The 25,762-nt window shown below is 64.0% G+C and carries 28 protein-coding genes and 1 tRNA gene; 12 read left to right on the top strand and 17 right to left on the bottom strand.

Annotated features, from left to right (window positions below):
* Positions 1-971 (bottom strand): aminotransferase class V-fold PLP-dependent enzyme (locus tag PHP59_RS04760; RefSeq protein ID WP_300164395.1); only part of this gene is annotated, 971 nt, incomplete at its 3' end.
* Between the two features lie 125 nt (positions 972-1,096).
* Between PHP59_RS04760 and PHP59_RS04755 the strand changes: the two genes are divergently transcribed.
* The gene (locus PHP59_RS04755) at positions 1,097-1,405 is read left to right on the top strand and encodes a transcriptional regulator (protein ID WP_300164389.1); all 309 of its coding nucleotides are present in this window, start codon (positions 1,097-1,099) and stop codon (positions 1,403-1,405) included.
* Here the strand turns inward: PHP59_RS04755 and PHP59_RS04750 are convergent, their stop codons facing one another.
* Genes PHP59_RS04750 through PHP59_RS04740 form a run of 3 tightly spaced genes read right to left on the bottom strand, consistent with a single transcriptional unit; the run spans position 1,406 to position 2,869 of the window.
* The gene (locus tag PHP59_RS04750; protein ID WP_300164386.1) at positions 1,406-2,329 is read right to left on the bottom strand and encodes a TIGR00269 family protein; all 924 of its coding nucleotides are present in this window, start codon (positions 2,327-2,329) and stop codon (positions 1,406-1,408) included. It lies immediately after the preceding gene.
* On the bottom strand, positions 2,319-2,513 hold the full coding sequence (locus tag PHP59_RS04745) for a MoaD/ThiS family protein (protein WP_300164383.1): 195 nt from the start codon (positions 2,511-2,513) through the stop codon (positions 2,319-2,321). Before PHP59_RS04745 ends, PHP59_RS04750 begins: the two co-directional genes overlap by 11 nt.
* Positions 2,513-2,869 (bottom strand): hypothetical protein, encoded by a 357-nt coding sequence (locus PHP59_RS04740; protein WP_300164380.1) that lies wholly within the window; start codon positions 2,867-2,869, stop codon positions 2,513-2,515. The genes PHP59_RS04745 and PHP59_RS04740 overlap by 1 nt, the downstream gene beginning before the upstream one ends.
* 84 nt (positions 2,870-2,953) lie before the next feature.
* Here PHP59_RS04740 and nadA point away from each other — a divergent pair, with 84 nt between their 5' ends.
* Positions 2,954-3,889 (top strand): quinolinate synthase NadA, encoded by a 936-nt coding sequence (nadA, locus tag PHP59_RS04735; protein WP_300164378.1) that lies wholly within the window; start codon positions 2,954-2,956, stop codon positions 3,887-3,889.
* 612 nt (positions 3,890-4,501) lie between these two features.
* On the opposite strand, the gene thiE is transcribed toward nadA, so the two are convergent.
* From thiE to PHP59_RS04695, 8 genes are all read right to left on the bottom strand, one after another.
* Positions 4,502-5,179, bottom strand: coding sequence for a thiamine phosphate synthase (thiE, locus tag PHP59_RS04730; protein WP_300164375.1), 678 nt, complete (start codon positions 5,177-5,179; stop codon positions 4,502-4,504).
* A complete protein-coding gene (gene thiM / locus PHP59_RS04725) occupies positions 5,179-5,979 on the bottom strand; it encodes a hydroxyethylthiazole kinase (protein WP_300164372.1) in 801 nt (266 codons plus the stop codon). The genes thiE and thiM overlap by 1 nt, the downstream gene beginning before the upstream one ends.
* A gap of 50 nt (positions 5,980-6,029) precedes the next feature.
* The gene (locus tag PHP59_RS04720; protein WP_300164368.1) at positions 6,030-6,398 is read right to left on the bottom strand and encodes a hypothetical protein; all 369 of its coding nucleotides are present in this window, start codon (positions 6,396-6,398) and stop codon (positions 6,030-6,032) included.
* Positions 6,370-7,557: an aminotransferase class V-fold PLP-dependent enzyme gene (locus PHP59_RS04715; protein WP_366943726.1), complete on the bottom strand. Its 1,188-nt coding sequence runs from the start codon at positions 7,555-7,557 to the stop codon at positions 6,370-6,372. The genes PHP59_RS04720 and PHP59_RS04715 overlap by 29 nt, the downstream gene beginning before the upstream one ends.
* A 33-nt stretch (positions 7,558-7,590) precedes the next feature.
* Positions 7,591-8,085, bottom strand: coding sequence for a threonyl-tRNA synthetase editing domain-containing protein (locus tag PHP59_RS04710; protein WP_300164365.1), 495 nt, complete (start codon positions 8,083-8,085; stop codon positions 7,591-7,593).
* Positions 8,086-8,274: 189 nt separating this feature from the next.
* Positions 8,275-8,856, bottom strand: a complete 582-nt coding sequence (locus tag PHP59_RS04705; protein WP_300164362.1) for an HD domain-containing protein — start codon at positions 8,854-8,856, stop codon at positions 8,275-8,277.
* Positions 8,857-9,578: 722 nt separating this feature from the next.
* Positions 9,579-9,649 (bottom strand) — tRNA-Gly (locus tag PHP59_RS04700).
* Between the two features lie 38 nt (positions 9,650-9,687).
* Positions 9,688-12,666 carry a PAS domain S-box protein gene (locus PHP59_RS04695; RefSeq protein ID WP_300164359.1) on the bottom strand — a complete coding sequence of 993 codons (2,979 nt, stop codon included), beginning with the start codon at positions 12,664-12,666 and terminating at the stop codon, positions 9,688-9,690.
* A 231-nt stretch (positions 12,667-12,897) separates the two neighbouring features.
* Between PHP59_RS04695 and PHP59_RS04690 the strand changes: the two genes are divergently transcribed.
* The 6 genes from PHP59_RS04690 (at position 12,898) to PHP59_RS04665 (ending at position 17,341) form a co-directional block, all read left to right on the top strand.
* Positions 12,898-13,356, top strand: a complete 459-nt coding sequence (locus PHP59_RS04690; protein WP_300164356.1) for a 30S ribosomal protein S15 — start codon at positions 12,898-12,900, stop codon at positions 13,354-13,356.
* Positions 13,357-13,359: 3 nt separating this feature from the next.
* On the top strand, positions 13,360-14,574 hold the full coding sequence (locus PHP59_RS04685; protein WP_300164353.1) for a DHHA1 domain-containing protein: 1,215 nt from the start codon (positions 13,360-13,362) through the stop codon (positions 14,572-14,574).
* Positions 14,571-14,810: a KEOPS complex subunit Pcc1 gene (locus tag PHP59_RS04680; protein ID WP_300164350.1), complete on the top strand. Its 240-nt coding sequence runs from the start codon at positions 14,571-14,573 to the stop codon at positions 14,808-14,810. The genes PHP59_RS04685 and PHP59_RS04680 overlap by 4 nt, the downstream gene beginning before the upstream one ends.
* Positions 14,811-14,873: 63 nt before the next feature.
* Entirely contained in the window at positions 14,874-15,476 is a 603-nt protein-coding gene (locus PHP59_RS04675) for a 30S ribosomal protein S3ae (protein ID WP_300164347.1), read from the top strand.
* 183 nt (positions 15,477-15,659) lie between these two features.
* Entirely contained in the window at positions 15,660-16,517 is an 858-nt protein-coding gene (locus tag PHP59_RS04670) for a polymer-forming cytoskeletal protein (RefSeq protein ID WP_300164344.1), read from the top strand.
* Positions 16,514-17,341: a hypothetical protein gene (locus PHP59_RS04665; protein ID WP_300164342.1), complete on the top strand. Its 828-nt coding sequence runs from the start codon at positions 16,514-16,516 to the stop codon at positions 17,339-17,341. Before PHP59_RS04670 ends, PHP59_RS04665 begins: the two co-directional genes overlap by 4 nt.
* A gap of 25 nt (positions 17,342-17,366) precedes the next feature.
* Here PHP59_RS04665 and PHP59_RS04660 read toward each other — a convergent pair whose 3' ends face one another.
* The 4 genes from PHP59_RS04660 to PHP59_RS04645 all read right to left on the bottom strand — a co-directional run bounded on the left by PHP59_RS04660 (position 17,367) and on the right by PHP59_RS04645 (position 21,118).
* Positions 17,367-17,618, bottom strand: coding sequence for a hypothetical protein (locus tag PHP59_RS04660; protein WP_300164339.1), 252 nt, complete (start codon positions 17,616-17,618; stop codon positions 17,367-17,369).
* A gap of 209 nt (positions 17,619-17,827) precedes the next feature.
* Positions 17,828-19,849, bottom strand: coding sequence for a DEAD/DEAH box helicase (locus PHP59_RS04655; RefSeq protein WP_300164336.1), 2,022 nt, complete (start codon positions 19,847-19,849; stop codon positions 17,828-17,830).
* The gene (locus PHP59_RS04650) at positions 19,846-20,661 is read right to left on the bottom strand and encodes a MarR family transcriptional regulator (protein WP_300164334.1); all 816 of its coding nucleotides are present in this window, start codon (positions 20,659-20,661) and stop codon (positions 19,846-19,848) included. Before PHP59_RS04650 ends, PHP59_RS04655 begins: the two co-directional genes overlap by 4 nt.
* Positions 20,639-21,118, bottom strand: a complete 480-nt coding sequence (locus PHP59_RS04645; RefSeq protein WP_366943725.1) for an ArsR family transcriptional regulator — start codon at positions 21,116-21,118, stop codon at positions 20,639-20,641. Before PHP59_RS04645 ends, PHP59_RS04650 begins: the two co-directional genes overlap by 23 nt.
* A 96-nt stretch (positions 21,119-21,214) precedes the next feature.
* On the opposite strand from PHP59_RS04645, the gene hypF reads away from it, so the two are divergent.
* Complete coding sequence (hypF, locus tag PHP59_RS04640) at positions 21,215-23,434, top strand: carbamoyltransferase HypF (protein ID WP_300164328.1); 2,220 nt, start codon at positions 21,215-21,217, stop codon at positions 23,432-23,434.
* Positions 23,435-23,544: 110 nt separating this feature from the next.
* Here hypF and PHP59_RS04635 read toward each other — a convergent pair whose 3' ends face one another.
* Positions 23,545-24,294: a hypothetical protein gene (locus PHP59_RS04635; protein WP_300164325.1), complete on the bottom strand. Its 750-nt coding sequence runs from the start codon at positions 24,292-24,294 to the stop codon at positions 23,545-23,547.
* 176 nt (positions 24,295-24,470) lie between these two features.
* Between PHP59_RS04635 and PHP59_RS04630 the strand changes: the two genes are divergently transcribed.
* From PHP59_RS04630 to PHP59_RS04620, 3 genes are all read left to right on the top strand, one after another.
* The gene (locus PHP59_RS04630) at positions 24,471-24,665 is read left to right on the top strand and encodes a hypothetical protein (RefSeq protein ID WP_300164322.1); all 195 of its coding nucleotides are present in this window, start codon (positions 24,471-24,473) and stop codon (positions 24,663-24,665) included.
* Between the two features lie 245 nt (positions 24,666-24,910).
* On the top strand, positions 24,911-25,576 hold the full coding sequence (locus PHP59_RS04625; protein ID WP_300164319.1) for an alpha/beta hydrolase: 666 nt from the start codon (positions 24,911-24,913) through the stop codon (positions 25,574-25,576).
* Positions 25,576-25,761, top strand: coding sequence for a hypothetical protein (locus tag PHP59_RS04620; protein ID WP_300164316.1), 186 nt, complete (start codon positions 25,576-25,578; stop codon positions 25,759-25,761). The genes PHP59_RS04625 and PHP59_RS04620 overlap by 1 nt, the downstream gene beginning before the upstream one ends.
* The last annotated feature ends 1 nt before the right edge of the window (position 25,762 follow it).

Genomic DNA, 25,762 nt, shown 5'->3' with positions numbered 1-25,762 from the left:
GTCGATGCGCAGATGCCGTGGGCGTCGAGCATGAGGAGGACGGACTCGCCCTCGATGTAGCGGAAACTGACATTGAGGTTGTTCGGGAGGCGCTGCGTCGGGTGGCCGTTCAGGATGGTGTCCGGGATGGCGGCCAGGATCCCCTCGCGGAGGCGGTCGCGCATCGCCGCGATATGTGCGGCGTGGCCCGGAATGTCCGCGGTCGCCATCTCGATCGCCTTCCCCAGGCCGACGATGCCGGGGAGGTTCTCGGTCCCGGCACGCCGCCGGCGTTCCTGCCCGCCGCCGTGGACGAGGCTGTCGAGCCTGACGCCCTTCCTGACGTACAGGGCGCCGATCCCCTTCGGGCCGTAGAACTTGTGGCCCGAGAGGGAGAGCATGTCGATATTGTCGGCCTTCACGTCGATCGGGACGGCGCCGACCGCCTGCACGGCGTCGGTGTGGAAGAGGACGCCGTGGGCGCGGGCGATCCGCCCGATCTCCCTGATGGGCTGGAGGGTGCCGATCTCGTTGTTCGCGGCCATCACCGTGATCAGGACTGTCCTGTCGGTGATCGCCGCTTCGACGTCCGCGGGGTCGACCATGCCGTAGTTGTCCACCGGAAGATAGGTGACTTTGAAACCCTGCTTTTCGAGGTACTCGCAGGTGTGGAGGACGGCGTGGTGCTCGACCGCCGTGGTGATGATGTGGTCGCCCTTCTTCCTGTTCGCAAAGGCTGTCCCCTTGATCGCCCAGTTGTCTGACTCCGATCCCCCGGCGGTGAAGAAGATCTCGTCGGGCGATGCGCCGATCGCCGCCGCGACCTGTGCCCGTGCATGTTCCACCGCCTCCTTCGAGTCGCGGGCGAGCGCGTAGAGGGAGGAGGGGTTGCCGAACTTTTCGGAGAAGTACGGGAGCATTGCCTCGAGGACGTCGGGTTTCACGGGCGTGGTCGCCGCGTGGTCCATATACACCAGTCTTTTCATATCGATTGACCCCTGGCCCTGCTGCAGCGCCACCTGGAGGATGGCAAAGTATTTTCGTGCAGGGCCCCAATTCACAATTGTGAAGTACGCACGATAGGTGCTCTCTTCCTGCGTATATACGTTGTGATAGTATGAAAGTACCGTGCCAGTTAATCGTTTGGGACGTGCTGCCGGCGATACGGGCGGCGATTGCCGGGGAGTTGATAGCCGCGGGCGTCTCGCAACTCGAGGCCGCCCGCCTCCTCGATATGGCCCCGTCCGCGGTCTCGCAGTACATCTCCGGGAAGCGGGGCTACAGGATCGTCTTCGAGGACGAGGTGAAGGAGTCGATCCGGTCCCTTGCCGTCGACCTGAAGGACGGAAAGGTCGAGGACCTCGGGAAACGGATCTGCGGCATCTGCATGCAGCTGCGCGAAGGGGACAGCCAGTGCGGGATGTAGTCACCGCGTCCTGAGATCCCTGAGGAGTTCGCAGGCGCGGCAGAGGCCGCCCGTGCTCGGTTCGCCGCAGTCGGGGCAGTACGATACCCCCTCCGCCTCCACGCAGCCGCCGACCCTCTCCCGCAGGCGGTCGTACCCCTCCATCAGCCGCACCATCGTGCCGGGGTGGCGGTATTCGAGGGTGGAGAGGAGGTGGCGCACGTCGGACCGCAGGGCCTCCCCGGCGTACGGGCACTCGGGGAGGGGCGTGTAGATCCCCTGCACGATCCCGTACATTGTCACTTCTTTCTCCGGGATATTTCTGAGGGGCTTGATCCGCGGGACGAACGCGCCCGTGTCGGGGACGCCGGTCCGCATGATCCGCCTGACGTCGCCGTTCAGGATGTTCATCAGGGCCGACTGCACCTCGTCGTCGAGGCAGTGGCCTGTCGCAAGGCGCGTCGCCCCGAGGTCGCGGGCCGCGTTCTGGAGGAGGCGGCGGCGCAACACCCCGCAGATGGTGCAGGGATGCAGGGGGAGGTCGCGCACGAGAGTGTCGAGGGTGCTGCCGCAGAAGTCCTCGAAGGAGACGATGACGTGCTCGACGCCGCAGGCGGCGGTGATGGCGCGGGCTGTCTGAACCGTCTCCTCCCGGTAGCCCGCGATCCCCTCGTCCACGGTGACGGCGACGACCCTGACGGGACGGCCGCGGAGGATCCGGCTGAGGACGTGGAGGAGGACGGTGCTGTCCTTGCCGCCGGAGAGGCCGACGACGACGACGTCGTCGTCCTGCACCATGCCCCGGCCTTCGACGGTCTCCCGCACGCGGCCCTCGACCGACGCGGTGAAGTGGCGGGCGCAGAGGCGCTCACCGGTCCCGCGCAGAACCGTGATCGCGGGTTCGGTGCAGCCCGGAGAGGAGCAGCGGCCTGCCTCACCCGCCATGGACAAACCTGATCACCCTGAGTTCGTCGTCGCCGCCGACCACGGTGTCCTCGGGGACGAGGGTGCCGTTCCGGGAGACGATCACCTCGACGGGGTTGACGCCGAGCATGAGGAGGACGTCCTCGACGGTCGCCGCCGTCACCGCGATCTCCTCGGTCCTGTCGGGGGAGAGGTGGACCTTCATCAGATCCCCCGCTCCTCGCACCCTGCGGCCGCCTCGTAGATGCCGAGGACACGCCCGGCCGTGCCGGATCCGAGGCGCGTCGCGAGGAGGGAGATCAGGACGTCGGCACACGCGGGCGGGACGCAGCCGAGACTCTCCTCCCCGGTCTCGATGAGGCCGACGAGGGTGCGGAGTTCGTCGTCGTCGAGACGGGCGAGGCGGACCCCGAAGTCGTCGGGCCCGGCAGCGAAGTGGTTCGCCACAGGCGGGAGGAGGGAGCGGAAAGGAACGCCCGACCCGGCGCAGACGAGATCGCTGCACTCGGGCGCGAGTTTTCTCAGCATGGCAAGGTCTTTTTCTGACAATAGTCTCGGCATACCCGTCTCCTGTTGCCGGCAGGGGGGGCGCCGGCACATTCACAATTGTGAATACTCTCTATTCGGTGGAAACAGATATACATTATGGTTGCCCTTCCGGAGGATCGGGAGACGATGGAGGAGAGACTCGTTGAAGAAATCGTGCGCCTGAAAGAGGAGAGGGACGCCGTCATCTTTGCGCACAATTACCAGATACCGGCGGTGCAGGACGTCGCAGACCTCGTCGGCGACTCCCTGGAACTTGCGAGGGCGGCGACCGCCTACGAAGCCGGCGTCATCATCTTCTGCGGCGTCGACTTCATGGCCCAGACCGCCGCGATCCTCTCGCCCGAAAGGACGGTGGTGCTCCCGGCGGGCGACGCCTGCTGCCCGATGGCGGCGATGGTCACCGCCGGGGAGGTGCGGGTGCTGAGGGAGCGCTTCCCCGACGCCGCGGTCGTCTGTTATGTCAACACCTCCGCGGAGGTGAAGGCGGAGAGCGACATCTGCTGCACCTCGGCGAATGCGGTGAAGGTGGTCGAGTCCCTGGAGGAGGACCGGGTGATCTTCGTGCCCGACCGGAACCTGGCGAGGTACGTCGCCAGGTTCACGACGAAGGAGGTGATGCCCTGGGACGGGTTCTGCTATGTCCACGACAGGTTCACGCCCGAGAACGTGCAGGACGCCCGCCGCCTCCACCCCGAGGCCGAGGTGCTCGTCCACCCGGAGTGCAGGCCCGAGGTGATCGACCTGGCGGACTTCGTGCAGTCGACGTCAGGGATGGTGAGGCACGCCTGCGCGAGCGAGGCCCGCTCCTTCGTCATCGGCACGGAGACGGGCATCATCCACCAGATGCGGAAGAAGTGCCCGGACAAGGAGTTCTACCCCCTCTCTGAGAGGGCGGTCTGCATCAACATGAAGAAGACCGACCTCGAAAAGGTCAGGCACTCCCTCGTCACCCTCGAACCGCGGGTGACCGTCCCCGCGGACGTCGCCGACAGGGCGCGGACGGCGATCGAGAGGATGCTCGCGGTGAAGTAAGGGAGAGACGAGGATCGACCGCCTTCCCCATAGTATAGACCGGGGGACCCCTCGCTGTCGCTCGTCCAGCGAAGGTCTTCGACCTTCTCGACTCCCTCCGGTCGTTCCCCCGGACCCCCGATCTCAGGATAGGACCGGGGAAGAGTGAATCGGAGATCCGGAGGAGAGAGATTGCCATCCCACCCCTATCCTGAGGGTGGGGGGACGGGGGGGCAAAGCCCCCCGGCAAGAGACACTGATCAACCGCCTTCCCCTAAATCTGAACCGGGGGACTACGCCCCCGGACCCCCGCTCAGGATTGGACCGGGGAAGACAGAACAGAGATCCGAAGAGGGGGATTGCCATCCCACCCCCTATCCGGTACCGGGGGAAATGAGCGTCAGCGAATTCGAGAAATACGGGAAAATCGAAGATTTTCCTGTTCTGGCAAATCTATGATTTGTCGTTGACCGTAGATTTTCGCTGCCGGGGGCTGCGAACGGAGTGAGCACAAGAAAATCTCAGATTTTCAGCGGTAGTCCCCCGGTGGAGAGCGCCGATCCACTATCTTCCCCCTACCATCAGACCGGGAGGATACATCGCCGGAGATCCCTCCGGTTCCTCATTCTCTTCTCAGAACGCACCATCGTCCCCGGCCTTTTCACGGGCGCCGGAGAGGTGCGGGGCGCTCTTTGCGGCGGCGACGAGGTTTTTCATCGTCCGGGCGGCGGCGGTCACGTCCTCCTGCCCGACGACGGCGGAGATGACGGCGACGCCGTCGGCGCCTGCGGCGATGACATCGGCCACGTTCTCGGGGCCGATGCCGCCGATAGCGAGGACGGGGACGGAGACTGCGGACCGGACCGCCCGGAGGGTCGCAAGGCCGTGGCCGGGTCCGGCGTCGGCCTTCGAGGTGGTCGAGAAGGTGGGGCTGAGGGCGACGTAGTCGGCGCCGCCGGCGACGGACTCCACCGCCTCCGCGACGTCGCCGACAGAGAGGCCGACGATGAAACCGGGCGGGGCGAGCACCCGCGCCTCCTCCACCGGGAGGTCGTCCTGGCCGAGGTGGACGCCGTCGGCGCCGACCGCCAGGGCGACGTCCAGGCGGTCATTGACGATGAAGAGGGCGCCTGCCGCGGCGGTGACCGCCCTGACCGCCCGCGCCTCCCGCAGGAGGGCCGAGGTGTTCATCGTCTTGTCCCGCATCTGGACGACGTCGGCCCCGCCGGCAACGGCGAGACGGGCCTGGTCGAGGTGGGAGAGGCCGCGGCCGACCTCCCTATCGGTGACGACGTACAGGTCGTAGCCCATCAGACGGCCTCCAGCCGCGCCCCCTCCGCGAGGTCGCCGGGGGTCAGGCCGTAGAGTTCGTCGAAGAGGGCGGTCCGGAAGGAGTACGGACCGCGGGCACCCGCGGCCGCCTTCTCCCCGGCGCGCCCGAAGGCGGCGAGGGCCGCGGCGGCGCCGGCGAGGGGGTCGTCGGCGACCGCGACGAAGGACCCGACGACCGAGGAGGCCATGCACCCGGTCCCGGAGAGGCGGTCCATCATGGCGTTCCCGTTCCTGACCAGGACGACGCGGTCCCCGTCGGTGACGACGTCCGTCTCGCCGGTCATCGCCACCACCGTGCCCGTGCTCCGGGCGCATGCCTTCGCCGTCTCGACCGGGTCGCCGGCGAGGCCGCACGAGTCCACGCCCCGCACCTTCCCGCCCATGCCGGCGAGGACGCCGATCTCCCCGGCATTCCCCTTGAGGACGGCGACCTTCACCTCCTTCAGGATCCGCAGGACCGCGTCGGTCCGCAGGCGTGTCGCCCCGGCCCCGACCGGATCGAGGACGACAGGCACGCCGAGTTCGTTCGCCCTTTTGCCTGCGAGGAGCATCGACTCCACCTGCGCGGGGTTGAGGGTCCCGATGTTCAGGACGAGGGCCCCGGCAGCCGCGACCATCTCGCCCGACTCCTCGATCGCCCCGGCCATCACCGGGGCGGCCCCGGCGCAGATGGTGATGTTGGCGCAGTCGTTGATCGTCACGGTGTTGGTGATGTGGTGTACGAGCGGCCGTCTCTCCCGCACCTGCGAGAGGAGGTCAGCGCAGATCTTTCTGTCCATGGTTATGATCACTTGGGCGAGGAATATGAGAGGTCTTCCGGTGGGGGCAGTCACTTCCCGTACAGGTGCTCGTGCACCCGCCCGGCGAGCGCACTCTCCCGCCTTTTCAGCGTCGGGAAGTCGGGGTCGCCGTCCCGGTACAGGGAGAAGAGGGAGTACAGGAAGTCGGTCGTCAGGTCCATCACCTCGCGCCTGAACCGCACCTCGACCGTCGTGTCCCCGGCAAACCCCTTGATGGAGAAAAAGTCCGTCTTCTCGAAGGTGTAGAAGCCCTCGCCGAGGTCCGGCATCGCCTCCACGCGCCCGAAATTTTCGAGGTACGAGAAGAACCCCGCGGTCAGCGGGGCGCTGAGGACGAACTCTTTCATCAGGGTGCCGTCGGCGCAGGACTTATGGCGAATCGACCTGACGACACGCATGGCGTGCAACCTCCCGTATGGCCGCGGCCGCGGTCCTGCACTCCTCGTCGGTGGTGAACCAGGAGAGGCTGAGCCGCACGCACCCTTTCCCGCCGTCGATCGCCCCGTGCACGAGGGGGGCGCAGTGGAGGCCGGTCCTGGTGACGACGCCATAGGCGCGGGCCAGGACGAACCCGACGTCGTCGTCGTCCATCCCCCTGACGGAGAAGGAGACGATCGGCAGGGCCGGGCATCTGGTGTGGACGACGATGTTCGGCTCTCTTTCGAGTTCCCCGATGATGTACGCCGTCTGGCGCTCCGCCTTCTCCGCGATGGCGTCGACGCCGACGGAGAGGACGAACTCCACGCCGGCAGCGAGCGCCGCAAGGCCGGGGTAGTTCGGCGTCCCGGCCTCGAACCTCTCGGGCATCTCCCGCGGCTGGACGAGGGAGAAGGAGTCTGTCCCGGTCCCACCGACCCTGACCGGGGCCACCTCGTCGGGGTCGCGGATATAGAACCCCCCTGTCCCGGCAATGCCGAAGAGGCCCTTGTGCCCGGTGAAGACGTAGGCGTCGACAGGGAGCGCCCCCAGGTCCACCGGGATGTGGCCGGCGGTCTGCGCACCGTCGACGACGAGGTAGACGCCGCGGTCGTGGAGGAGATTCCCGATCGCCCCGATATCCAGGACAGTGCCGAGCACGTTGCTCCCGTGCGCCATGACCATGAGCCGCGTCTCCGGGCGGAGGGCCTTCTCGACGTCGGCGGGGGAGACCCGGCCGTCTTCGTCGAAGGGGACGACGGTGAGGGTGATCCGCCCCGCCCTCTCCAGTTCGTGGAGGGGCCTTTGCACCGCGTTGTGGTCGAGGGCTGTGGTCAGGACATGACAGGGGCCGGGGTGGGCGGTGAGAAATCCCCGGATGAGGAGGTTCAGGGCGTCGGTGGCATTCAGGGTGAAGATGTAGTGCTCCGCGGGCCCGGCATGGAAGAGGCGGGTGAGAGCCTCGCGTGCGAGCGTGGGATAGTCCTCGCCCTCCGTCCCCGCGGTCCGCCCGGACCCGAAGACCGGACGGGCAAGGGAGGCCGCGGTCGCCGCGATCACCTCGGGGGGTTTCGGCCAGGTCGTCGCCGCGTTGTTCAGGTAGATTATCGGTTTTTCCTCTCGCATGGACTTCGCTGTCACTGTACTCTCTCGAAGGCACCAAAAGAGTAGTGGTCAGGGACGGCCGGGCGTCTCCGCCCCCTTCAGGGGGTGGCGGCAGTGCGGGCAGACAGGGCCGCACGCCGTCCCGTCGAACGGGCAGATGGTCATCGAGAGATCGGCGAGGGGGTGGCCCTTCCCGGCGAGGTCGAACTTCTTGTACCACCCGAAGGGCGCCCTCCGCACCTCGATGCCGGCCTCACGCAGGGCGTCGGCGAGGCCGTCGAGGATATGGAGGGCGGTCGACGGGTCGGAGAGGTCTGAGGCGAGGTGGGCGTACGGGTAGACGATCGCCCGCTGTGCCTTCAGCATCGCCATGCGGGCGAGGACGTTCCGGGCGGCCTTCCCGACCACGGCCGCGGGGTCCAGGCGGTCCATCTCCTCGACGCAGCAGAAGAGGACGACGCACTCCTCCATGCCGCCCTCCTTTTCGTCGAGGGGTTCGGCGAAGGGCGTCTTCTTCGTCGCCCGGTAGTGCATGCTGTCCGCGTGGATGGAGACGATCCTCATCTCGACCCTCCGGCGGGGATATTTCCGGTGTCGCTGGTCATGATATCCACCATAGAGGCCCGGGCAGACGGCAGGTCTGTCGCCGGGATTTCACAATTGTGAAGCGATCACTATTCACAATTGTGAATGCATCAACCTTCCGGTTTTCCGGGCGCTCTCCGGCACCGTCGAAAAAAAAAGAAGAGGGGATCACACCCGACGCATCTCGCCCTCGAGGGCCCCGACAAAGTCGCTCAGGAAGGCGTGCCTCTTTTCCGCGAGTTTGCGGGCGGTCTTCGTGTACATCAGGCCCTTCAGCTTCAGGAGTTTCTCGTGGATATGATCGACGGCGTCAGGGATGCCGCCCCCGCGTTCGCCGGCCTGGAGGAACGTCCGGGCGAGGCCGACCGCCCCCATGGCGTCCAGTTTGTCGGCGTCGGAGAGGACCTTCGCCTCCAGGGTCGCGGGCGCAGCGCCCGTGCTGTACCGGTGGGCGCGGATGGCATGGGCGACCGCCGGGACGAGGGCAGCGTCGTAGCCGATCGATTCGAGATACTCTTCCGCGATCCTCGCCCCCTCCTCCTCATGGGGGACGCCGGTCTCCTCCTCCAGGGGGCGGGCGATGTCGTGGAGGAGAGCGGCGGGGACGAGCACCCGCATGTCGGCACCCTCGGCCAGGCCGATCTCCCGGCAGAGGGCGGTGACCCTGAGGGTGTGGTCGAGGCCGTGGGAACCGGAATTTTTGAGGGTCGTCTCGACATAGGTCTGGATCTCGTCGTCTGGCGTCTGCATCTGGATGAGGTTGGAGGGGGATGGGGATATGCCATTCGGCAAAGGACGTGGTCGTGTACCTCTGGCATCGCCAGGAACAGAGCAAGAACAGACGTCACTCAGCCCACCGCCTATCCTCCGTCCATCCCTACACTTGTGTTCTTCCCCTGTCTCCCGGTAACAGGAACACCGGCGATGTTGTTCATCTCTCCCCTCATCCCCGCGTACCTCTCAACTACTATTGATGATCAAATCAACCTAATTTCAGGGTTCTGACCCGATTGAACTCCAACCACTCTGTCTCCCGAGACAGTTTGCAGAGTTCTCTCACGAGGCCGATCAGGTATTCGTCAGCGCTATCGGTGATCATCCCGTATCCCCTCAAGCACACCCATATTCATCGATTTCATTCACCTCGTTACTAGAGGTCAACGCTGTCAACCAAGATTTCTTCGGTCGGTTCTCATATATCGGTGCAAGAGGACACAGACCTACGAGGGATCATAACCACGATCAACGATCGAGCAGAAGGGGAAGCAGAGGCCCAAGCATATCAGAGGAGTACATGCAGACAGATCGCTATTTTCACCTATTGTGTCTCAGATCTGTGGAATCGTTCTAGGAAGAGCGCACTCTTCGCTGCTTGATCAAGAGCGTTGTCATAATGTGTTGGCGTACATTTCGTACAGATGCCCACAATCAGAACGAAAATACACGAGAAAGACCGGAACAGAAACGCGGCATGCGATAGCCGGGATTCGAACCCGAGTTAGTGGCTTGGGAAGCCACTGTCCTACCACTAGACTACTATCGCAGGTACCATACACTCTTGCCCGTCAAAGATATTAAAGGTTATTTCCCCGCCGCCTTCGCTTTCCGCAGGACGACGACCATCGCCGCGCCCTCGCCAGGGTTGCCGGCCACGCGGTCCGAGGCCGCGATGCTCCCGCCGTAACGCTCGACAAGCATCTTCACGATCCAGAGGCCGAGACCCTTGCCCGAGACGCGTGTTGAGTTCCGGACAAAACGCTCGAAGACCCGCACCTTCTGGTCGTCGGGGATGCCCGGACCATTGTCCGCGACCGTCACCGCTACCTCGCCGTTTCTGTCCGCCACCGTGATCCAGACCGTCACCCCGGTGCCGCCGAACTTCACCGCGTTCCCGATCAGGTTTGCGAAGACCTCGGAGAGGAGTTCGTCCGCCGCAACGATGCCGTCGGTCCCGCCGTACCTGACGTCCACGTCGGAGAAGACGGCGACCTGCCCCCGGATCACGCGGTCCAGCGGGATGGGTTCGACCCTCGTCTGTCGCCTGCTCATTGTCCGGTAGGTCGAGACATTCGTGATGATCTCCGCGCTCTGCCTGATGCCGGCAAGCACCCCCTTTGCCAGCGCCTCCTCCCTGCCCGAAAGCATCGAGACCAGGAGACTGCTGTACCCCATCGCCACGGCATTCGCGTTGTTGATGTCATGGGTCATGATGTCCAGGTACAGGTTCGCCTCCTCGCTCGCCCGCTCGCGTTCGGCCCGCAAAACCGCCCTCTGAACCGCAATCCCGATCGCGCCCCCGGCCACGGCAAGGAAAGATTCCTCTTTGTCGGAAAACGGGTGATCACCCCCGACAGTCATGACGCCGAGACGCTCCTGCCCGGCAAGGAGGGGGACGGTGACCGCCGCCGCGAACTGCTCCGCCGCCCAGGCAGGCAGGGCCCCCTCCGCGACAGGCGAGACGGCCGGGACGGCAGCGGCGTCGTGGACGCCGTACTGGCAGACGAGCGATGCCGTCGCCCCACCCGATTCGATAAGATGGATAGCCCCGCCGTCGAGGCCAGATGTCTGGAGCACCGCCTGCAGCATCGCCCCGAGCATATCAGGGAGAGACGAGGACGAGACCGAGATGTCCCCGATCCCGGAGAAAAAAGAGAGTTCCCTGTTGCGTTCGAGGAGTTCGCGTTCAGTCTCCTTCAGGGTGGTGATGTCTGCCAGGGAGACGATGCTCGTGAGGGTCCCCGGAATGAGGGCCGCGGTGAGGAGGACATCGCGCGTCTGCCCATCACGGTCCTGCAATTGCACCTCGTACGTCGAGGGCGCCCCTGTCCCATACCGCCTCTGTGCATGGTAGCGCCGCGTGACCTCCGCGGCCGGGCCGGTGAAGAGAGTGGACCAGACACTCTTCCCGACCAGGTCGGCCGGGTCGTACCCGAAGAAGGGGCCGAACCGGGAGTTCACGTGGGTGACCGTGCCGGCCTCGTCGATGACCATCGTCGCCGTGCCCGTGGTCTCGAAGACCGTCCTGTAGAGGTTCTCGGAACGCGCCAGGTCTTCGGCGTACCATTTCCTCTGCAGGAGCGCCCACATCTCACTCATCAGCAGGGAGAGTTGCCTGGCGTCGGCCTCGTCGTACGGCCCGACCTTGTTCGCCACACCGGCGACCGCAACGATCCGCCCCCCGGAGAAGACCGGGACACTCATGAACCGCCTGATCTCAGAGTGGCCCGGCGGCGTGCCCCGCTTGAGGGGAGAGGGGGCGGCATAGTCATTCACGATGACGGTGCGGCGTTGCCTGACCGGTTCCCCCCACAGCCCCGTCTTTTCAAGGGGGTACACCTCCGGCAGATCCTTCACCCGGCACAGTTCCCGCGCCTTCTGCGACAAGGACCGGATCGTCATGACCGACTCGTCCTCGTTGAGGAAGGCGAAGTACCCGATCTCGCTGTCGGTGAGGGTGATCCCGATCTCCAGGGCATAGTCGGTGATCGCCCTGACAGGTGCGGCGGCCATCCCGTTCAGCCTGACAAGCGCTTCAAGCCTCTGCTCTTCGAGGCGGATCGCCTCCTCGACTCTCTTCATGTCGGTGATGTCCCGCCCGTAGATGTTGGCATAGCCCTCGCCTGCCGCCGGCACGACCGTGCACATGACTGTTCTTCCGGCGATCGTCACCTCGATCTCCTCGTTTTTCCCTCCATCCATCGCCCGGGCGACCACAGCGGCAATCAGCACGCGGAACGGCCGCCCCGCATCCGTATCCCAGATGGACTCCAGGGATGCGGCGGCCGCGTTGGCGTACATCATCCTCCCGGCACTATCGACCCTGAAGACGGGATTCGGGTTGTCGCCGGTAAAACGGGCGAGGACTTCCATCTCCCGCACCTCCTCCCTCCGGTCCGATACATCGAGAAGAGTGCAGGCGACCCTCCCGCCGGGGAGTGAACCCGTGGAGATCCTGACCCAGCGGACACTGCCGTCCCTCGCGGTCAGCGCCGCCTCCACCGCCTCCAGGGGCCGCCCCTCCCCGATTGCCGCCGAGATATCCTCGCCGACCGCCGCATCCGGGAACAGAGACGAAAAAGACCGCCCCTCGACGTCCTCGGGGGAGAAGCCGAGCATCCCGGCCGCGGCACGGTTCGCGGCAAGCACGGACGGCACCTCCCTGTCGATGATCAGGATCCCGCCCCCGGAGTGCTCGAAGATCCCGTGGTAGTCCTGCGCCAGGCCCGCGATCCGCGCCGACAACAGGGCAAGGAGGAGAGAGACGGCGGCGATGACGACGGCGCGGCCTGCCGCCTCGATAAAGACCGAAGAAGCCGGGCCGAAGAAGAATGCAATGACCAGGAGATAGGAGACGAGGAGGGCCGCCGCCATCGCAACGCCCTTCCATCCGTACCAGCAGACCGCAAGGATGACCGGGACGAAGAAGAGATGAGCGACAACGGTTGTCACGCCGAACGACGCCGCAAAGACCGTGGCGGCAAGGGCGCCGCCTGTCGCGGCGAGGAGGGCAGGCAGTTTCCATGGCCAGGCATGGAAGGCTGAAAGCAAATCGTGTGCCATGCGGTCTGTTGTGAAAATAGTCCTACAAAGGCGGCATTAAAGGTTATGATCCAGGCCGACGACAGCCTTAATACCGCGCAGGTGAATGAATAACCAGCACGTTTCTGTGCTGGCTGACGTAAGTCCGACGTGCCCGATGGCATGGCCAAAAGTGGCTCGGGATTACCGAAAAGTCAGTAGAAGTACTTTCTGCTCTTTTCTGGACTTACTCTGTCATTTGAGAGGTAGATCATGGCACGAATGCATGCACGAAGGAGAGGCAAGTCCTGCTCCGTCGCCCCATACCGCACTGAAGCACCCGAGTGGTGCGGCATGTCGGCCGACGAAGCCGTGAAGATTGTTGTCGACCTTCGCAAAAAGGGCAACTCCAGCAGCGAGATCGGGTTCATCCTCAGGGACAAGTACGGCGTCTCTGATGTCAAACTCGTGACAGGCAAGAAGATCGGCGAGATCCTCGAGGAAAACAACCTCGGGTCGGACCTCCCGGAGGACCTCCGCAACCTGATCGCCAAGGCGCTCGGGATGAGGAAGCACCTTGCCGAGAACAAAAACGACCTTCACAACAAGCGGCAGCTCCAGCTCACCGAGTCCAAGGTGCGCCGCCTGGTGAGGTACTACACGACAAGCGGAAAGCTCGAGAAGGGCTGGACCTACAAACCGGAGACTGCCGAGATTCTCCTCTCCAGATAAGTCATGTCCATTCAGGCCGCTGCTGAACGGGTGGCAGGGAAGATCCGTGCCACCGACTTTGTCGAGGTCTACGCGCACCATGACGCCGACGGGATCGCCGCAGGGGCGATCCTCTCTCAGGCCATGCTCCGCGCGGGCCTGCGTTTTCGGCTGCGGATACGGCAGGGCATCAGGGCCGACGAGATCGGGCACCCTGAATCGACCCTGCTCTGCGACTTCGGTGCCGGCCTTGCCGACCTGCCGGAGAGCACGATGGTCGTCGACCATCACGTCCCCCACTTCACCGGGGAGTTCCACGTCAACCCGCACCTCGCGGGACTCGACGGGGAACAGGAGCTCTCGGCATCGGGCGCGGCCTACCTGGTCGCCCAGGCGCTCGGGGACAACCGTGACCTTGCAGGGCTTGCCGTCCTCGGCATGATCGGGGACGGGCAGCAGTTCTCCGGCACCAACCGGGAGATCCTGAACGAGGGGATCGCCAACGGCTTCATCAGCCCGGAGAGGGGCCTTCTCCTCCCCGGAAACACGCTGCACGAAGCCCTTGAAATGGCGGTCACCCCGTTCATCAGCGGTCTCAGCGGGAACGACGCGGCCGTGACCGGCATCCTCGACGCCGCAACAGGCGAGGAAGAGGTGGCCGACGACGTCCTCCTCTCTCTCCTCGTGCTGGAGGCCGGGGCGGACGCGGCACCGTCGGTCTTTTCCCGCGTGTACGGCGACCGCTACCGGCTGGAACGCGAGGTAATCGAGGACGCACGCACCCTTGTCGCCGTCATCGACGGCTGCGGCCAGCAGGGCCGCGGCGGACTTGCGGCATCGGTCTGCCTCAGGGCCCCCGAGTGCGTTCCCGAGGCCATGGAAGTCGCAGGGGCCTTCAGGCGCCGGGTGCTCGACGCACTCGCCGCCAGGAAGGCCGACGACGTCGGGATGATCTACGAGGTCGCCGACGCCGTGGCGGCAAGCGGCGTTGCCGACTGCCTCGCCTACGACCTCAGGCAGACCGGGCCGATCGCGGTGATCGCACCGGCCGGGGACGTCTGGCAGGTCTCGGCACGCTGCCCGCCGGGCGTGGAGATCGACCTTGAGGAGATCCTCAGGACGGTCGCCGCGCAGACAGGCGGGACAGGCGGCGGTCACAGGAACCGCGGCGGAGCACGCATCCCGGCCGACCGGATCGGCGAGTTCAGAAAGGAGTTCGCCAGGATGGTGACCGCGTGATCCGGATCGAGGGCACCATCAGGACCGTGAGCGCACGTGCAGAGTGCGTCGCCGGCGCCCTTGCCCCCGACAACCTCTCCGGCATGGAGACGGCGGCCGCGGGCGACGCAGTCGTCACCGGGATCCGGGGCGAACACCTGCGGTCGGTGACGGCGTCGGTGGACGACTACCTGATGAACCTCGCCATCGCTGAGGAGGTCTGTTCGTACCTCCTCGATAAAGCGGGCAGGGCCTGAAAGAGCGACATAACTCTCTGGAAAAGAGGATACGGAATTTAATTCAAATAATCTGGTGATTTCATGGCAAAGAGAAAGCAGGTTGGAAAGAGAGTCGAAGGCTGGAAGGCCAAGTCCTGGTACAAGGTCTACGGTCCCGAAGCATTCGGCAAGACCTATATCGGCGACACGATCTCCGCTGACCCGTCCCTTGTGATGGGCCGCGTGATGCAGACCACGCTCGGCGAGATCTCGCAGGACTACGCGAAGCAGCACATCAAGATGCGCTTCAGGGTGAACAACGTCGCCGGCGACGCGGCATACACCGAGTTCGTCGGGCACGATATCACCCGCGACTACATGCGCGGGCTCGTGAAGAGAAATACCTCCAGGATCGACGCCCTTATCCTCGTCCCCACGAAGGACGGCAAGAAGGTCCGCCTGACCATCACGTGCTTCACCATCAACAGGGCGAACTTCAGCCAGGTGCACGAGATCAGGGCAGTGACGATGAAGAGCGTCCTTGAACAGGCGGCCCAGAGCTCCTTCGACGAATTCTCGAAGGCTGTCGTCTCTGGCGAGACTGCCAAGGAAGTCTTCAAACTGATCAAGCCGATCTTCCCGGTCCGCCGGGTCGAGGTCATCAAGTCCAAGCTCGAGACCGCGCCCATCGTGGTCGCGGCCTGAACACCCTTTTTTTATCAGGAACAAACTGTCCGTGACGGTTCTTCCCGGAGCAGGTCCGCGGAGTCTCTCCTGACGGCGGCACATTCAGTCCTCCCCGCAGAATAGCGGCGCATCTCTTCTCCCGTTCCCCCGCAGGCCTTTTGACAAGACTGATAAGGGCACGGGGTGAGTGTGTACCTGTTCATGGAAGACGGGATTCAGGACTGGATATACCAGTGTTCATTTCCCGACGGCACCGAACTGCAGGAACATACCCTGAAGACCGGGAATACCATCATCATCGGGGACCGCTGCACGATCGACTACGGGCTGAAAGGGAAAGACATCGTCGTCTGCGAATTTTGCACTCTCAACGGAAGCATTGTTGCAGACGGTGACGTCAGGATCGACAACTGGTGCGAGATCAACGGTGACGTGATCGCCGCCGCAGATGCCTATCTCGGGGAAGGGGTAAAGGTCCACGGCAAACTCATCGTTCAGGGCGACCTCGACGTCGGCGACAACGTCCAGATCGAGCGGGGTTTCGAGGCAAAAGGGTGGATCTCGATCAGGAACCCGATGCCGGTGATTGCCTACCTCATCCTCTATGTGATGACCCTCCTGAAGATCGACAACCCCGACGAGATCGACGACGCCCTCAAGGAGATCTTCGGCGAGGACGAAGACGACGACGACGAAAACCCCCTGCTCATCCCGCCGTCCTCGAACCTCGACATGAAGGTCTTCTCCGTCCCGACCATGATGACGATCGGGAACGGCTGCCGCCTCCACGGCAACATCAAGGCCGCCTCGGTCGTGGTCGGCCGGGACAACACCATCTTCGGGAGCCTGCGGGCGAGCGGGCTTATCAGGGTCGGGGACAACACGCAGGTCCACGGCAATGTCGAGGGCGGCGACGAGGTCACCGTGGCGCCGGGAGTGCACATCCTCGGCAATGTGAGCGGCAGGACCCTCGCCCTCGACGAGAAAGCCCGCATTGACGGGACGATCCGGGCGCCCGAGGGGGTCCGGTTCGAGAGAGAAGTACAGGAGGAAGCATGAAAGCAGCGGAAATACTCGAACTGACCGATCTCGTATGTGTCGAGGACTCGTTCGCCGACCTCGCGGACCCGGCGGCGGCAGACCCCATCCTCTCCCTCGACCCCGAGGCCGGAAAACTCCTCGTCGACGAGGACGAGGATCTCATGGCCGTCGCGTTCAGGAGCGGCGGTGCGTGGTACGCGGCTAATTATCTTTTCCATCCGCCGGCGGCAGAGGTGATCGACCTCTTTGAAGGGACGGACGGAGAGATCTACCAGGAGGAGAGGGAGGTCTGGACAGGCGCGGTGCGGGAGTATTACAGTGCCGCGATCCTGAGGGAGGTCAAACCGTCGATCGAGGACATCCCGCCTGACAGGCCGGGAAAGATCGCGGGCCTCGTCACAGAGGTCTGGGGCAGGCAGGAGGGGGCCGTCTGTATCGACTGCTGCTGTGGCTCAGGTGTCGGCGCCGCCGCACTCAGGTCGGCCGGGATGCAGACGCTCGCCTACGACCACGACCCCGCTCTTCTTGCCCGCGGCTTCGAGGAGGGGCGCCTGGTGCCGGAAGAGACCGCGTGCATCGACGGGACGATGGCGACCACCTATTTCAGGCCGGTCCCCTACGGGACAGCATTTATGATGGGGACGATCCGCTCCTTCGACAGCGGGATATGGGAGAGACTCACCCTCGAACTCCTGGCCCTCTCAGAGGAGACGCTCATCACCGTCGCCACGGAAGAGGAGGCCCGCATGGTCGCGGCCTGGTGCCGCTCTGCCGGGCGGACGCCCGAAGTCAGGGAGAGCGACCGCGATCCTCTCTATGACCGCTGGGTCTGCCTCTCCTGAAGCCGGAACACGTCAAAAGAGAAATTTATTCACAACTCTCATATTTTTTGAGTCTTTCCAGCATCTCACCGACAGGGGGGATTTTCTCTGCATTCCTCTCAAGAAGGGCCCGCACCTCGTCCTCAGATGTCACAATTTTTTCGCAGTCGAGACCGTCCCCGTTGATCTGTGCGGCAATCGATCGTGCCTCTTGTTGTGTCGAAACTGTGGAGTCCATGCACGCGCCTCGCGTATCATACATAATCACATAATCATATATTAAAGTATCTAATTTCATAGCGTGGCATCGACCCAATATCATATGAAAATTCAAGAAAAATCGGACAAAAATCAGATTGCCCCGTTAAAAAGGCACCATAAAGTAGAAAAGATATCCCAGGCTCTCAAACGCCCATCACAGCATGAGGGAGAGATGCACAAAGGTACCGGGCAGAACAAAAAAGATCGGGCCTTTTCCGGCCCGGGAATCCTGGACAGGGAGAGGTCCTACGACCTCTCCTCCCCCGCTTTCGTGCCGTCGATCTCGGCGGCGATCAGCAGGGGGTCCTCCATCTCGCGGACAAGGTTGCGGACGCGCATCAGTTTCTCGACGCCGATGAAGTGGCGGGCCATCACCCTGGCCAGATCGGTTAGTTCGATCTCCCCCTTCTTCCGCTTCACCAGTTTTGTTTCGATCAGGGTCTGGAGGACAGGTTCGAGACTGCCGACCATCACACGTTCCATCCACTGGATCTGCGCCTCGTCGCCGTGACAGGCGACGGCGTTCGCGGCAAATTCCTCGGAACTCCCTTCGAGGTCATAGACAGGGGCAACCTCCTCCATCTCGCCCTTCAGGAGAAGGATCGCCATCTCCTCCTCGGTCACCTTCGAGGTCTTCGAGTAGGTCGCACCGGGTTCGGCAAGGATGACGATCCTGCCCTGGTCATGGAAGTCGGGGCGCCCGGCCCGGCCGAGCATCTGGTTGAACTCCTGCACGCTGAGCCACTTGATCCCCATCGCCAGGGCGTCGAAGATCACCTGGGATGCCGGGAAGTCCACGCCCGCGGCGAGAGCCGCGGTCGTGACGACGCAGGCGATCTTCTGGGAGGCAAAGAGGTCCTCGACCTGGCGGCGCTCCTGCGAGGTGAGGCCGGAGTGGTACGGCCTGGCCACGTTCTGGCCCAGGGCGTCGGCAAGGGTGTGGCACCGCGACCGGGCATTCGTGAAGACGATCGTCTGCCCGTGATACCCCTTCGAGGACCGCCGCCCGAACTCCTCCTTCACCATCGACTTGATGAACTGGATCTTCTTCTTCTTCTCGCAGAAGATCAGGTGGCGTTCGAGGGGGACAGGCCTGCTGTCGTAGCGCACAAGTTTCGCGCCGAGTTTTCGTGCAAGGACGCTCGGCGCCCCGATGGTCGCCGAGAGATACAGGAACTGGGCCTTCGGCGAGGCGTACTTGATCCGTGCGATGAGGCCGTCAAGACGGTGGCCCCGCTCGGGTTCTTCGAGGTTCTGGACCTCGTCGATCACCACGGTGCCGATCTCCGCGAGGGTCTTCCCGTTCCGAAAGACCGTGTCGACCCCCTCGTACGTGCCCACGACGATCTCGGCGCGGGTGTTCCTCTCGCCGACAGGCCGCGTCTCCGGGAGGTTGAGGCGGCTCCTCCCGGTCTGGAGGGAGACGGAGGCGATGCCCTTGTAGCGTTCCTTGAAACGGAGATATTTCTGGTTTGCAAGGGCGACGAGCGGGACAAGGAAGAGGAGACGGCCCTTCCCTTCGAGCAGGTTCTTGAGCCCGGCCATCTCGCCGACAAAGGTCTTGCCGCTTGCCGTCGCCGAGACGACCAGGAGGTCCTGGTGTTCCAGGAGACCGGCATCGACGGCGAGTTGCTGGACAGGTGTGAGGTACTCGACGCCCGAGGCCTTTGCAAAGGCGGGGGGCACAGGCAGCTGGGTGATGTGCTGCGTGTCGATCGGCTCCACCGCCTCCATGCGGTCGAAGAGCGTCTGGGAGGAGTCACGCTGCTCGGGCTGGAGGAGGGAGAGCACCCTGTCCACGTCGCGGTACGAGTCGAGGAGGCTCCTGATATGCGAGAACGACCTCGTGCCGAAACGGCCCACATAGCCCATCTCCCGCCGCAGTTCCCGTTCGGCGCACTCCATGCAGATATGCTCCCTGCCGAAGCGTACGCCGTTCTTCTTCGACAGCGGGGTTACCTTGTCTTCGAGGAGGCAGATGCGGCAGAGTTTCACCTCTGCCGGCGGGACCTGGAAGTCCCCGAGAAATGCCAGGAGTCCGGGTTCGGGTTTCGTGATCCTGACGTCGGACCCCCGGATCAGATCGACCAGTTTCTTTGTCGGGACATTCTGGTAATTTCTCCGCCCGGATGCACGGAGTTTCAGGTTTGTCGGCCGATACCCGCGGGTAGAATGGGCAAGTTCGAAGACCCCGGTCTCCCTGACAGACCGCCCGTCAAAAAGAATGAGTTTATATGAGCCCCGTTGCGGGGCGATGATGACAATCATGGAATGATAAGGTCGTGGATGGTGTAGTTCAGCCCTGCACTCTCAAGGCGCTTGAGAAAATCGGTGAACTCCTCGTCGACGATGAGGACCGCACACTCGACACCATGGAAGGCGGCCTCGACCGCACCTTCCCGCGAGCCGAAAGTGATGTCGGGCTCCCGGCCTGCCGCCCGCAGGGCGATAGCCGCTTCAAGCCCGACGACCCCGACCATCTGCACCCCGGCAAGGACCTTCTGCATCCCGGCAAGGTCGACCTTCCGCGAGCCCCCCCTCTCGATCCGCGGCACCTTGAGGACGCGGACCGTCCCCTCGGTATGGTCGATCAGCCCGGTGAGTTGCGCGATCCCGACGTCCTGACCGGCGACGGCGTCGGCAATCACCTCGCCCATCGCATTCCTCTCCCCCTTCGCGGCGTACAGCCAGCCGTCCATCATATAGACACCGACAACGTCGCCTTCCTTCAGGGGCCCGGCGGCGATCGCGGGCCAGACCCGCACCTTCTGGATCACGTCGCGGGTGACATGTCGGGCATAGTTCTCCAGCACCTCGGCATTGTTCAGCACCCACTCGATCCCTTCTTTCGTCACCTCATACCTGCCACGGCCGTAGGCAGATATAAAACCGTCGTCGGCGAGTTCCCGGATGTACTCGGAGACCGCCTGCGGCGTCACCCCCATCTTCTCGGCGATCTCCTGCTGGCGGATCGCGGGCTGGTGCTCGGCGACCTCGACAAGGATCTGGAACCTGGTGATCTCGCGTTTACTCCGCAGGAGGGTGGCGAGAGGGTCATCACCGGCCGTTGTTGTCGGCATAGACAAGCCCCTGCCCCTTGACGTCAAGGTGCGGAATCCTCTTGGAGAGTGCCTTGACAAAGAGAGACGACACCCCGAACTTCCGGCCGATATCGGAGATGGACGAGTTTCCGGTCTTCAGTTCGTCGTCGATATTGGATACGAGTGTCCGCAGGTTATCATCCGTGGACAGGGCGATGTAGATCAGGTCTGCAAGGTCGGTCATCGTGCACTGGAAACTTGCCCTGAAGGTGCCGTAGGTCGTCCTGTATTCCTTGCATGGCTTCTGGCCTGGCTTGGGCATCCGCCACTGCTCCTCGATGAGGTTACCCTTCTTGAGGATTGAGATGCAGGCGGCGACGCAGGCTTGTTCTCCACACTGCTCACAGAGCTCGTCCTCGGTCATCCAGTTCTTGTTGAGCAGTTCATACATTTGCTTGAACTTTGGATTATTGAATGTGAGGAGCAGCGGAACCATTTCAACGGGATCATTCACAATCCGAATATGACCTGTCACGCAAAAACCCTATTTATATATCGCCTTATGACCCAATAAATTTTTGCAGGTTACACAATGCAGAACAGGGGAAAGATCATCATCCGCGGAATTGTCCAGGGGGTTGGATTTCGTCCCTTTGTCTATGCCTGCGCCGGGAAATTCGGCATTTCAGGGTGGGTGAAAAACCTGGGGAGCCGTGTCGAGGTCGCCGCTGTCGGCGCGCGCTTTCCCGAGTTCGTGGACGCCGTATCGAAGGGCACGCATCTCTCCGTTATCGATTCGGTGGAGGTGCTCCCCCTCGATGAAGAGGTCGCACCCGGTTTTTCCATCCTCTCAAGCGGCACGGGGGCCCTCGACGGGATGATCCCCCCGGACGTCGCGATCTGCGACGCGTGTGTCAGGGACATCGATACGCCCGGCGGCCGGTACGCGGGCTACTGGGCGACGTCGTGTGTGAACTGCGGGCCGCGGTACAGCATCATCAGGACGCTCCCGTACGACCGGGAAAGGACGGCAATGGATGAGTTCCCGATGTGCGACGCCTGCGGGGCGGAGTACACCGATCCGGCCTGCCGGCGGCACCATGCCCAGACGATCGCCTGCGACGCCTGCGGCCCGTCCCTCCTCCTCCTCGGCCCTGACGGCAGGGGGGTCGCGTGCGGCGACCCGGTGGCGGAGGCGGCGGCACTCCTGGACGCCGGGAAAGTCCTTGCGATCCGGGGCGTCGGCGGCTTCCACCTCGCCTGTGTCGAGGAGGCGGCGGGCACTCTCAAGGCCCGTCTCGGGCGGACCGAACAGCCCCTCGCGGTGATGGTGCGGGACGGCGCCGCAGCAGCGCGGTACGCCGCCCTCTCCCCCGAGGAGGAGGAGGCCCTGCACAGCCGGGTCAGGCCGATCGTCGTCGCGAAAAAACGGGACGTCCATGCCCATACCGGGATCTCGTCCCTCCATACCATCGGCGTCATGCTGCCGTACACCGGCCTCCACCACCTCCTCTTTGCCCGTCTCTCCCATGACCTGCTGATCATGACGAGCGCGAACATGCCGGGCACGCCGATGATCACCGACACGGAGAACGCGGTCAGGGGCCTCAAGGGGCAGGCCGACGCCTTCCTGGTCCACAGCCGCGAGATCGTGAACCGCTGCGACGACTCGGTGGTGCGGGACGGCTACATCATCAGGCTCTCCCGCGGCATCGCCCCGAAGAGGAAGGCGATCGATCTCGGGACGCGGTGCATCCTCGGCGTCGGCCCTGAACTGAACGCCACGACGACGATCTACAGGAACGGATTTGCGGTGACCTCGCCCCATGTCGGAAACGTGAGGAACCCGACGACCCTCGCCTACCTGCGGGAGACGGTGGAGAAGATCGGGCGCCTGCTCGGCGCGGAGGTCGAGGTGGTCGCCCACGACCTCCACCCCGGTTTTCTCTCGACGCGCTATGCCCGCGACCTCGCCGATGAGAGGGGAGCGGACCTCGTCGCGGTCCAGCACCACCGCGCTCACATCGCGGCGGTGACGGCGGAGGAGTGCGTCGGCATCGCCATCGACGGCGTCGGCTACGGCGACGACGGCACGGTCTGGGGCGGCGAGGTCTTTGCCGGCGCGGTGCCTGACCTGAAGAGAGTCGCGCACATCGAGGCGGTGCCGATGCCGGGCGGCGACCTGGCGACAAAGTTCCCTGAACGGATGCTCTACGGCATCCTCCCGGAGGAAGCGACCCGCGCCCTCCTCGCCGCCCGCGGCTGGGGCGAGGTCGAGATCGGCGTCCTCGGGCGGCAGGTCGAGAGGCGGTTCAACACTCCCATGACGAGCAGCACCGGGCGTGTCCTGGACGCGGCCTCGGCCCTCCTCGGGATATGCCGGGAGCGGACCTATGACGGCGAGCCCGCGATGAAGCTGGAGGCGGCGGCGGCGGAGGGGACTCCCGCAGACTGGGACCTCTCCTTCGGCAGCGACGGGCCCTGCGAGGTCTTGAAGACGACCGACCTCCTGCGGACCGCGGCCAGGGCGCAGGCCGCCGGGGGGAGGAGCGCGGACATCGCCGCCTCGGTGCAGCACAACCTCGCCCGCGGCGTCGCCGCCCTCGCGGTCCATGCGGCCGAAGAGCGGGGGATCAGGACGGTCGCCCTCTCCGGCGGTGTCGCCTACAACGCGGCGATCAGGGAGACGATCCGCTCGTGCGTCGAGACGGCGGGCCTCTCCTTCGTCACCAGCCGCGAGTACCCCCTCGGCGACGGCTGCATCAGTTACGGGCAGTGCGTCTGGGCCGGGGCGGTGACGCGGGAGAGGTAGGAGGGGACTGATCATCAGGAGACCTCCCTTCCTAATAGGATAGGGTCGGGGAAGAGCGACGAGAATATGCTGAGGAGGAGTTGCCATCCACCCCCCCCTCATAATGGCGCCTACCGCATCTGCGGCAGGGCCGTCCGGCGATGGATGCTCTGGATAAAGGCGTTCAGGGATCTCTTCTGTTTTTCAAGAACCGTGCGGTCGATATGCTGCCGCGCCAGTTCCTCCTCCAGGATCGCATCGACCTTTGCAACCCAGGCGGCGGCGTACTCGCCCGTCTCCCCGTCTGCCTGAAGGCGCCCGATACCCTCGAAGACCGTTTCGAAGAAGCAGAACTTGTCGAAGAAGAGGTCGGAGACCGCGGCCCGGATCCGGTCCCGCATCAGGTACCGCATCGACAGGGCGCCGAAAGAGAGTCTTCCGACAGGTTCGCCCTCCTCGTCGAACCCGGCATAGGAGAGAGACTTCGGCGTGCCATTGCCGCCGGCAAGCATCCTGTTCACGGCAAGGAGTGCGTTCCTGTCCGCGGCAAGGTCGCGGAGCGAGTACCGGTCTCGCGGGAGGATGAGAAACTCATACAGGCAGGGATCGCCTGTCCGCCTGATCAGGGTGCGGAAACGCGGCGGGCTGTCCTCGATCAGGTGGAGGCAGGGGCGCCCGGCGAGTTCGATGACCACCGGCATGGTGTCCCGCGTGAAGGAATCGCCGGCGCGGGCGGAGAAGAAGGCCGACCTGACAGAGGCGAGGAGGTCGTAGAGGGTGCAGGAGAGGGAATAGTGGTCGGGTTCGGCAGGATAGCGGCAGGGGACCGAGAACCAGAGGTCGAGAAAAGGCCGGTGATATGCCGACTGTTCCCCGATCATCTCCCACCTCGCCGGAGAGATAGGACGCGGGGAACATAAATCTTTGGCAACCCGCGGCGGGGATCTGAACTGGCCTTGATCTGGCAAAGCAGGTCTGAAAGATAAGAAAAAACCGGGATGATGCCACGAGATGGAAAATTTATAATGAATCAGGACAATCCCGGCACGGTGATGTCATGCAGTGCACCGCATATGCCCATCTCTCCGACGAAAAAGTGAAGAGACTCCAGGCATTCGAGAAGGAGTTCGGGGCCGTTCTCGTCGCCTACGAGAAAGTCCCGGCGATCGCCCGTCTCACCGAGGACGAAATCGGGGATATCAAGGAGAAGGAGAAGAAACTCGGGAAGATCCTCGTCGCCTACGAGAAGTGAGGGGCGCCCGACAGGGCAGGAGTGTCGGCAGGAAAGCGGCAGAATCCTGTGGTATGGGATATCGCCGCCATAGGGATTCCCGTCCCCGGGGACGACCGTAGGGAGGGCGATGTGCCCGGGCGCACCCTATCGGACCAGAGGATATCCCCCGACCGGCACATGAGGCTTTCTCCAGAGCCAATCAGATGATTTTTTTGCCGAGATGGCCAGATATGTGACACCTATTTTCAGGAGGACGAATTCTGATGAAAAAAATGTGGATCTCGTGTAGTCTGATCTGCCTCTGCCTGCTCCTGACGGCATGGTGCACGGGAGCGGTTGACAACAGAACATCGGCGACGCCGGCAGTCACACTCGCGCCGTCCTCCCCGCCGATATCCATCAACGACACCCCCGTCCGGTACGCGGACGTGAACGGCGTTCGTCTGGCATACCGGGAGTTCGGCGCGGGCGAACCCCTGCTGCTGATCACCGGGTTCGGCGGTGTGATGGAGACGTGGAACGAGACACTCGTCGGCATCCTTGCCGGGCAGTACCATGTCTACATCTATGACCACCGTGCGATGGGACACAGCGGCGACACCGACGCACCCTACACGATCCCCCGGCTCTCCGACGATGCGGCGGGTTTGATGAAGGCGCTCGGCCATGAGAGCATGCACGTGTACGGCGTCTCGATGGGGTCGTCGGTTGCGCAGCAACTCGTCATCGACCACCCAGAAACGGTCAGAAAACTCGTCCTCTCCTCGTCAACCTACAGCACACGACTGAACGAGACGAAGACGTTGCACGAACGCTCGCGGCGTGCGCCGGGGACGCCTCCCTGCCTTCGGGTCTGCGAAAAGAGGCGAACGCAAACCTCGCCTGGAACGGCACCTACGATGATCTCTCCGGGATCACGAAGGATGTGATGCTCATCGTCGGGACCGCCGACGAGATCACGCCCGATGCGATTTCTGTCCGGATGGCCGGGGAGATCGAGGGGTCGTGGCTCGTGCGGTTCAGGGGCATCCCGCATGTCGGGTCGTCCCATGCGCCCGAGGAGTACGGCCGGACGGTCGTGACCTTCCTCGGAACAAACGCGTCCCCGGCCTGAA

It is taken from the genome of Methanofollis sp. (assembly GCF_028702905.1).
In the GTDB taxonomy this organism is placed as follows: Archaea; Halobacteriota; Methanomicrobia; order Methanomicrobiales; family Methanofollaceae; genus Methanofollis.
Note: the sequence above shows the minus strand (reverse complement) of the source record. Positions and strands in the feature narration are given on the sequence as shown.

Bases quoted from the DNA above. Each gene is read 5' to 3' on its own strand.
- PHP59_RS04745 (WP_300164383.1), bottom strand. From the start codon at position 2,513: ATGAAGGTCCACCTCTCCCCCGACAGGACCGAGGAGATCGCGGTGACG.
- PHP59_RS04635 (WP_300164325.1), bottom strand. From the start codon at position 24,294: ATGATCGGGGAACAGTCGGCATATCACCGGCCTTTTCTCGACCTCTGG.
- PHP59_RS04665 (WP_300164342.1), top strand. From the start codon at position 16,514: ATGAAAGCAGCGGAAATACTCGAACTGACCGATCTCGTATGTGTCGAG.
- PHP59_RS04720 (WP_300164368.1), bottom strand. From the start codon at position 6,398: ATGCGTGTCGTCAGGTCGATTCGCCATAAGTCCTGCGCCGACGGCACC.
- PHP59_RS04620 (WP_300164316.1), top strand. From the start codon at position 25,576: ATGCTCATCGTCGGGACCGCCGACGAGATCACGCCCGATGCGATTTCT.
- PHP59_RS04685 (WP_300164353.1), top strand. From the start codon at position 13,360: ATGTCCATTCAGGCCGCTGCTGAACGGGTGGCAGGGAAGATCCGTGCC.
- thiE (WP_300164375.1), bottom strand. From the start codon at position 5,179: ATGGGCTACGACCTGTACGTCGTCACCGATAGGGAGGTCGGCCGCGGC.
- PHP59_RS04705 (WP_300164362.1), bottom strand. From the start codon at position 8,856: ATGCAGACGCCAGACGACGAGATCCAGACCTATGTCGAGACGACCCTC.
- PHP59_RS04650 (WP_300164334.1), bottom strand. From the start codon at position 20,661: ATGCCGACAACAACGGCCGGTGATGACCCTCTCGCCACCCTCCTGCGG.
- PHP59_RS04755 (WP_300164389.1), top strand. From the start codon at position 1,097: ATGAAAGTACCGTGCCAGTTAATCGTTTGGGACGTGCTGCCGGCGATA.
- PHP59_RS04660 (WP_300164339.1), bottom strand. From the start codon at position 17,618: ATGAAATTAGATACTTTAATATATGATTATGTGATTATGTATGATACG.
- PHP59_RS04645 (WP_366943725.1), bottom strand. From the start codon at position 21,118: ATGGTTCCGCTGCTCCTCACATTCAATAATCCAAAGTTCAAGCAAATG.
- PHP59_RS04690 (WP_300164356.1), top strand. From the start codon at position 12,898: ATGGCACGAATGCATGCACGAAGGAGAGGCAAGTCCTGCTCCGTCGCC.
- hypF (WP_300164328.1), top strand. From the start codon at position 21,215: ATGCAGAACAGGGGAAAGATCATCATCCGCGGAATTGTCCAGGGGGTT.
- thiM (WP_300164372.1), bottom strand. From the start codon at position 5,979: ATGGACAGAAAGATCTGCGCTGACCTCCTCTCGCAGGTGCGGGAGAGA.
- PHP59_RS04695 (WP_300164359.1), bottom strand. From the start codon at position 12,666: ATGGCACACGATTTGCTTTCAGCCTTCCATGCCTGGCCATGGAAACTG.
- PHP59_RS04675 (WP_300164347.1), top strand. From the start codon at position 14,874: ATGGCAAAGAGAAAGCAGGTTGGAAAGAGAGTCGAAGGCTGGAAGGCC.
- nadA (WP_300164378.1), top strand. From the start codon at position 2,954: ATGGTTGCCCTTCCGGAGGATCGGGAGACGATGGAGGAGAGACTCGTT.
- PHP59_RS04750 (WP_300164386.1), bottom strand. From the start codon at position 2,329: ATGGCGGGTGAGGCAGGCCGCTGCTCCTCTCCGGGCTGCACCGAACCC.
- PHP59_RS04710 (WP_300164365.1), bottom strand. From the start codon at position 8,085: ATGAGGATCGTCTCCATCCACGCGGACAGCATGCACTACCGGGCGACG.
- PHP59_RS04630 (WP_300164322.1), top strand. From the start codon at position 24,471: ATGCAGTGCACCGCATATGCCCATCTCTCCGACGAAAAAGTGAAGAGA.
- PHP59_RS04670 (WP_300164344.1), top strand. From the start codon at position 15,660: ATGGAAGACGGGATTCAGGACTGGATATACCAGTGTTCATTTCCCGAC.
- PHP59_RS04740 (WP_300164380.1), bottom strand. From the start codon at position 2,869: ATGCCGAGACTATTGTCAGAAAAAGACCTTGCCATGCTGAGAAAACTC.
- PHP59_RS04625 (WP_300164319.1), top strand. From the start codon at position 24,911: ATGAAAAAAATGTGGATCTCGTGTAGTCTGATCTGCCTCTGCCTGCTC.
- PHP59_RS04655 (WP_300164336.1), bottom strand. From the start codon at position 19,849: ATGATTGTCATCATCGCCCCGCAACGGGGCTCATATAAACTCATTCTT.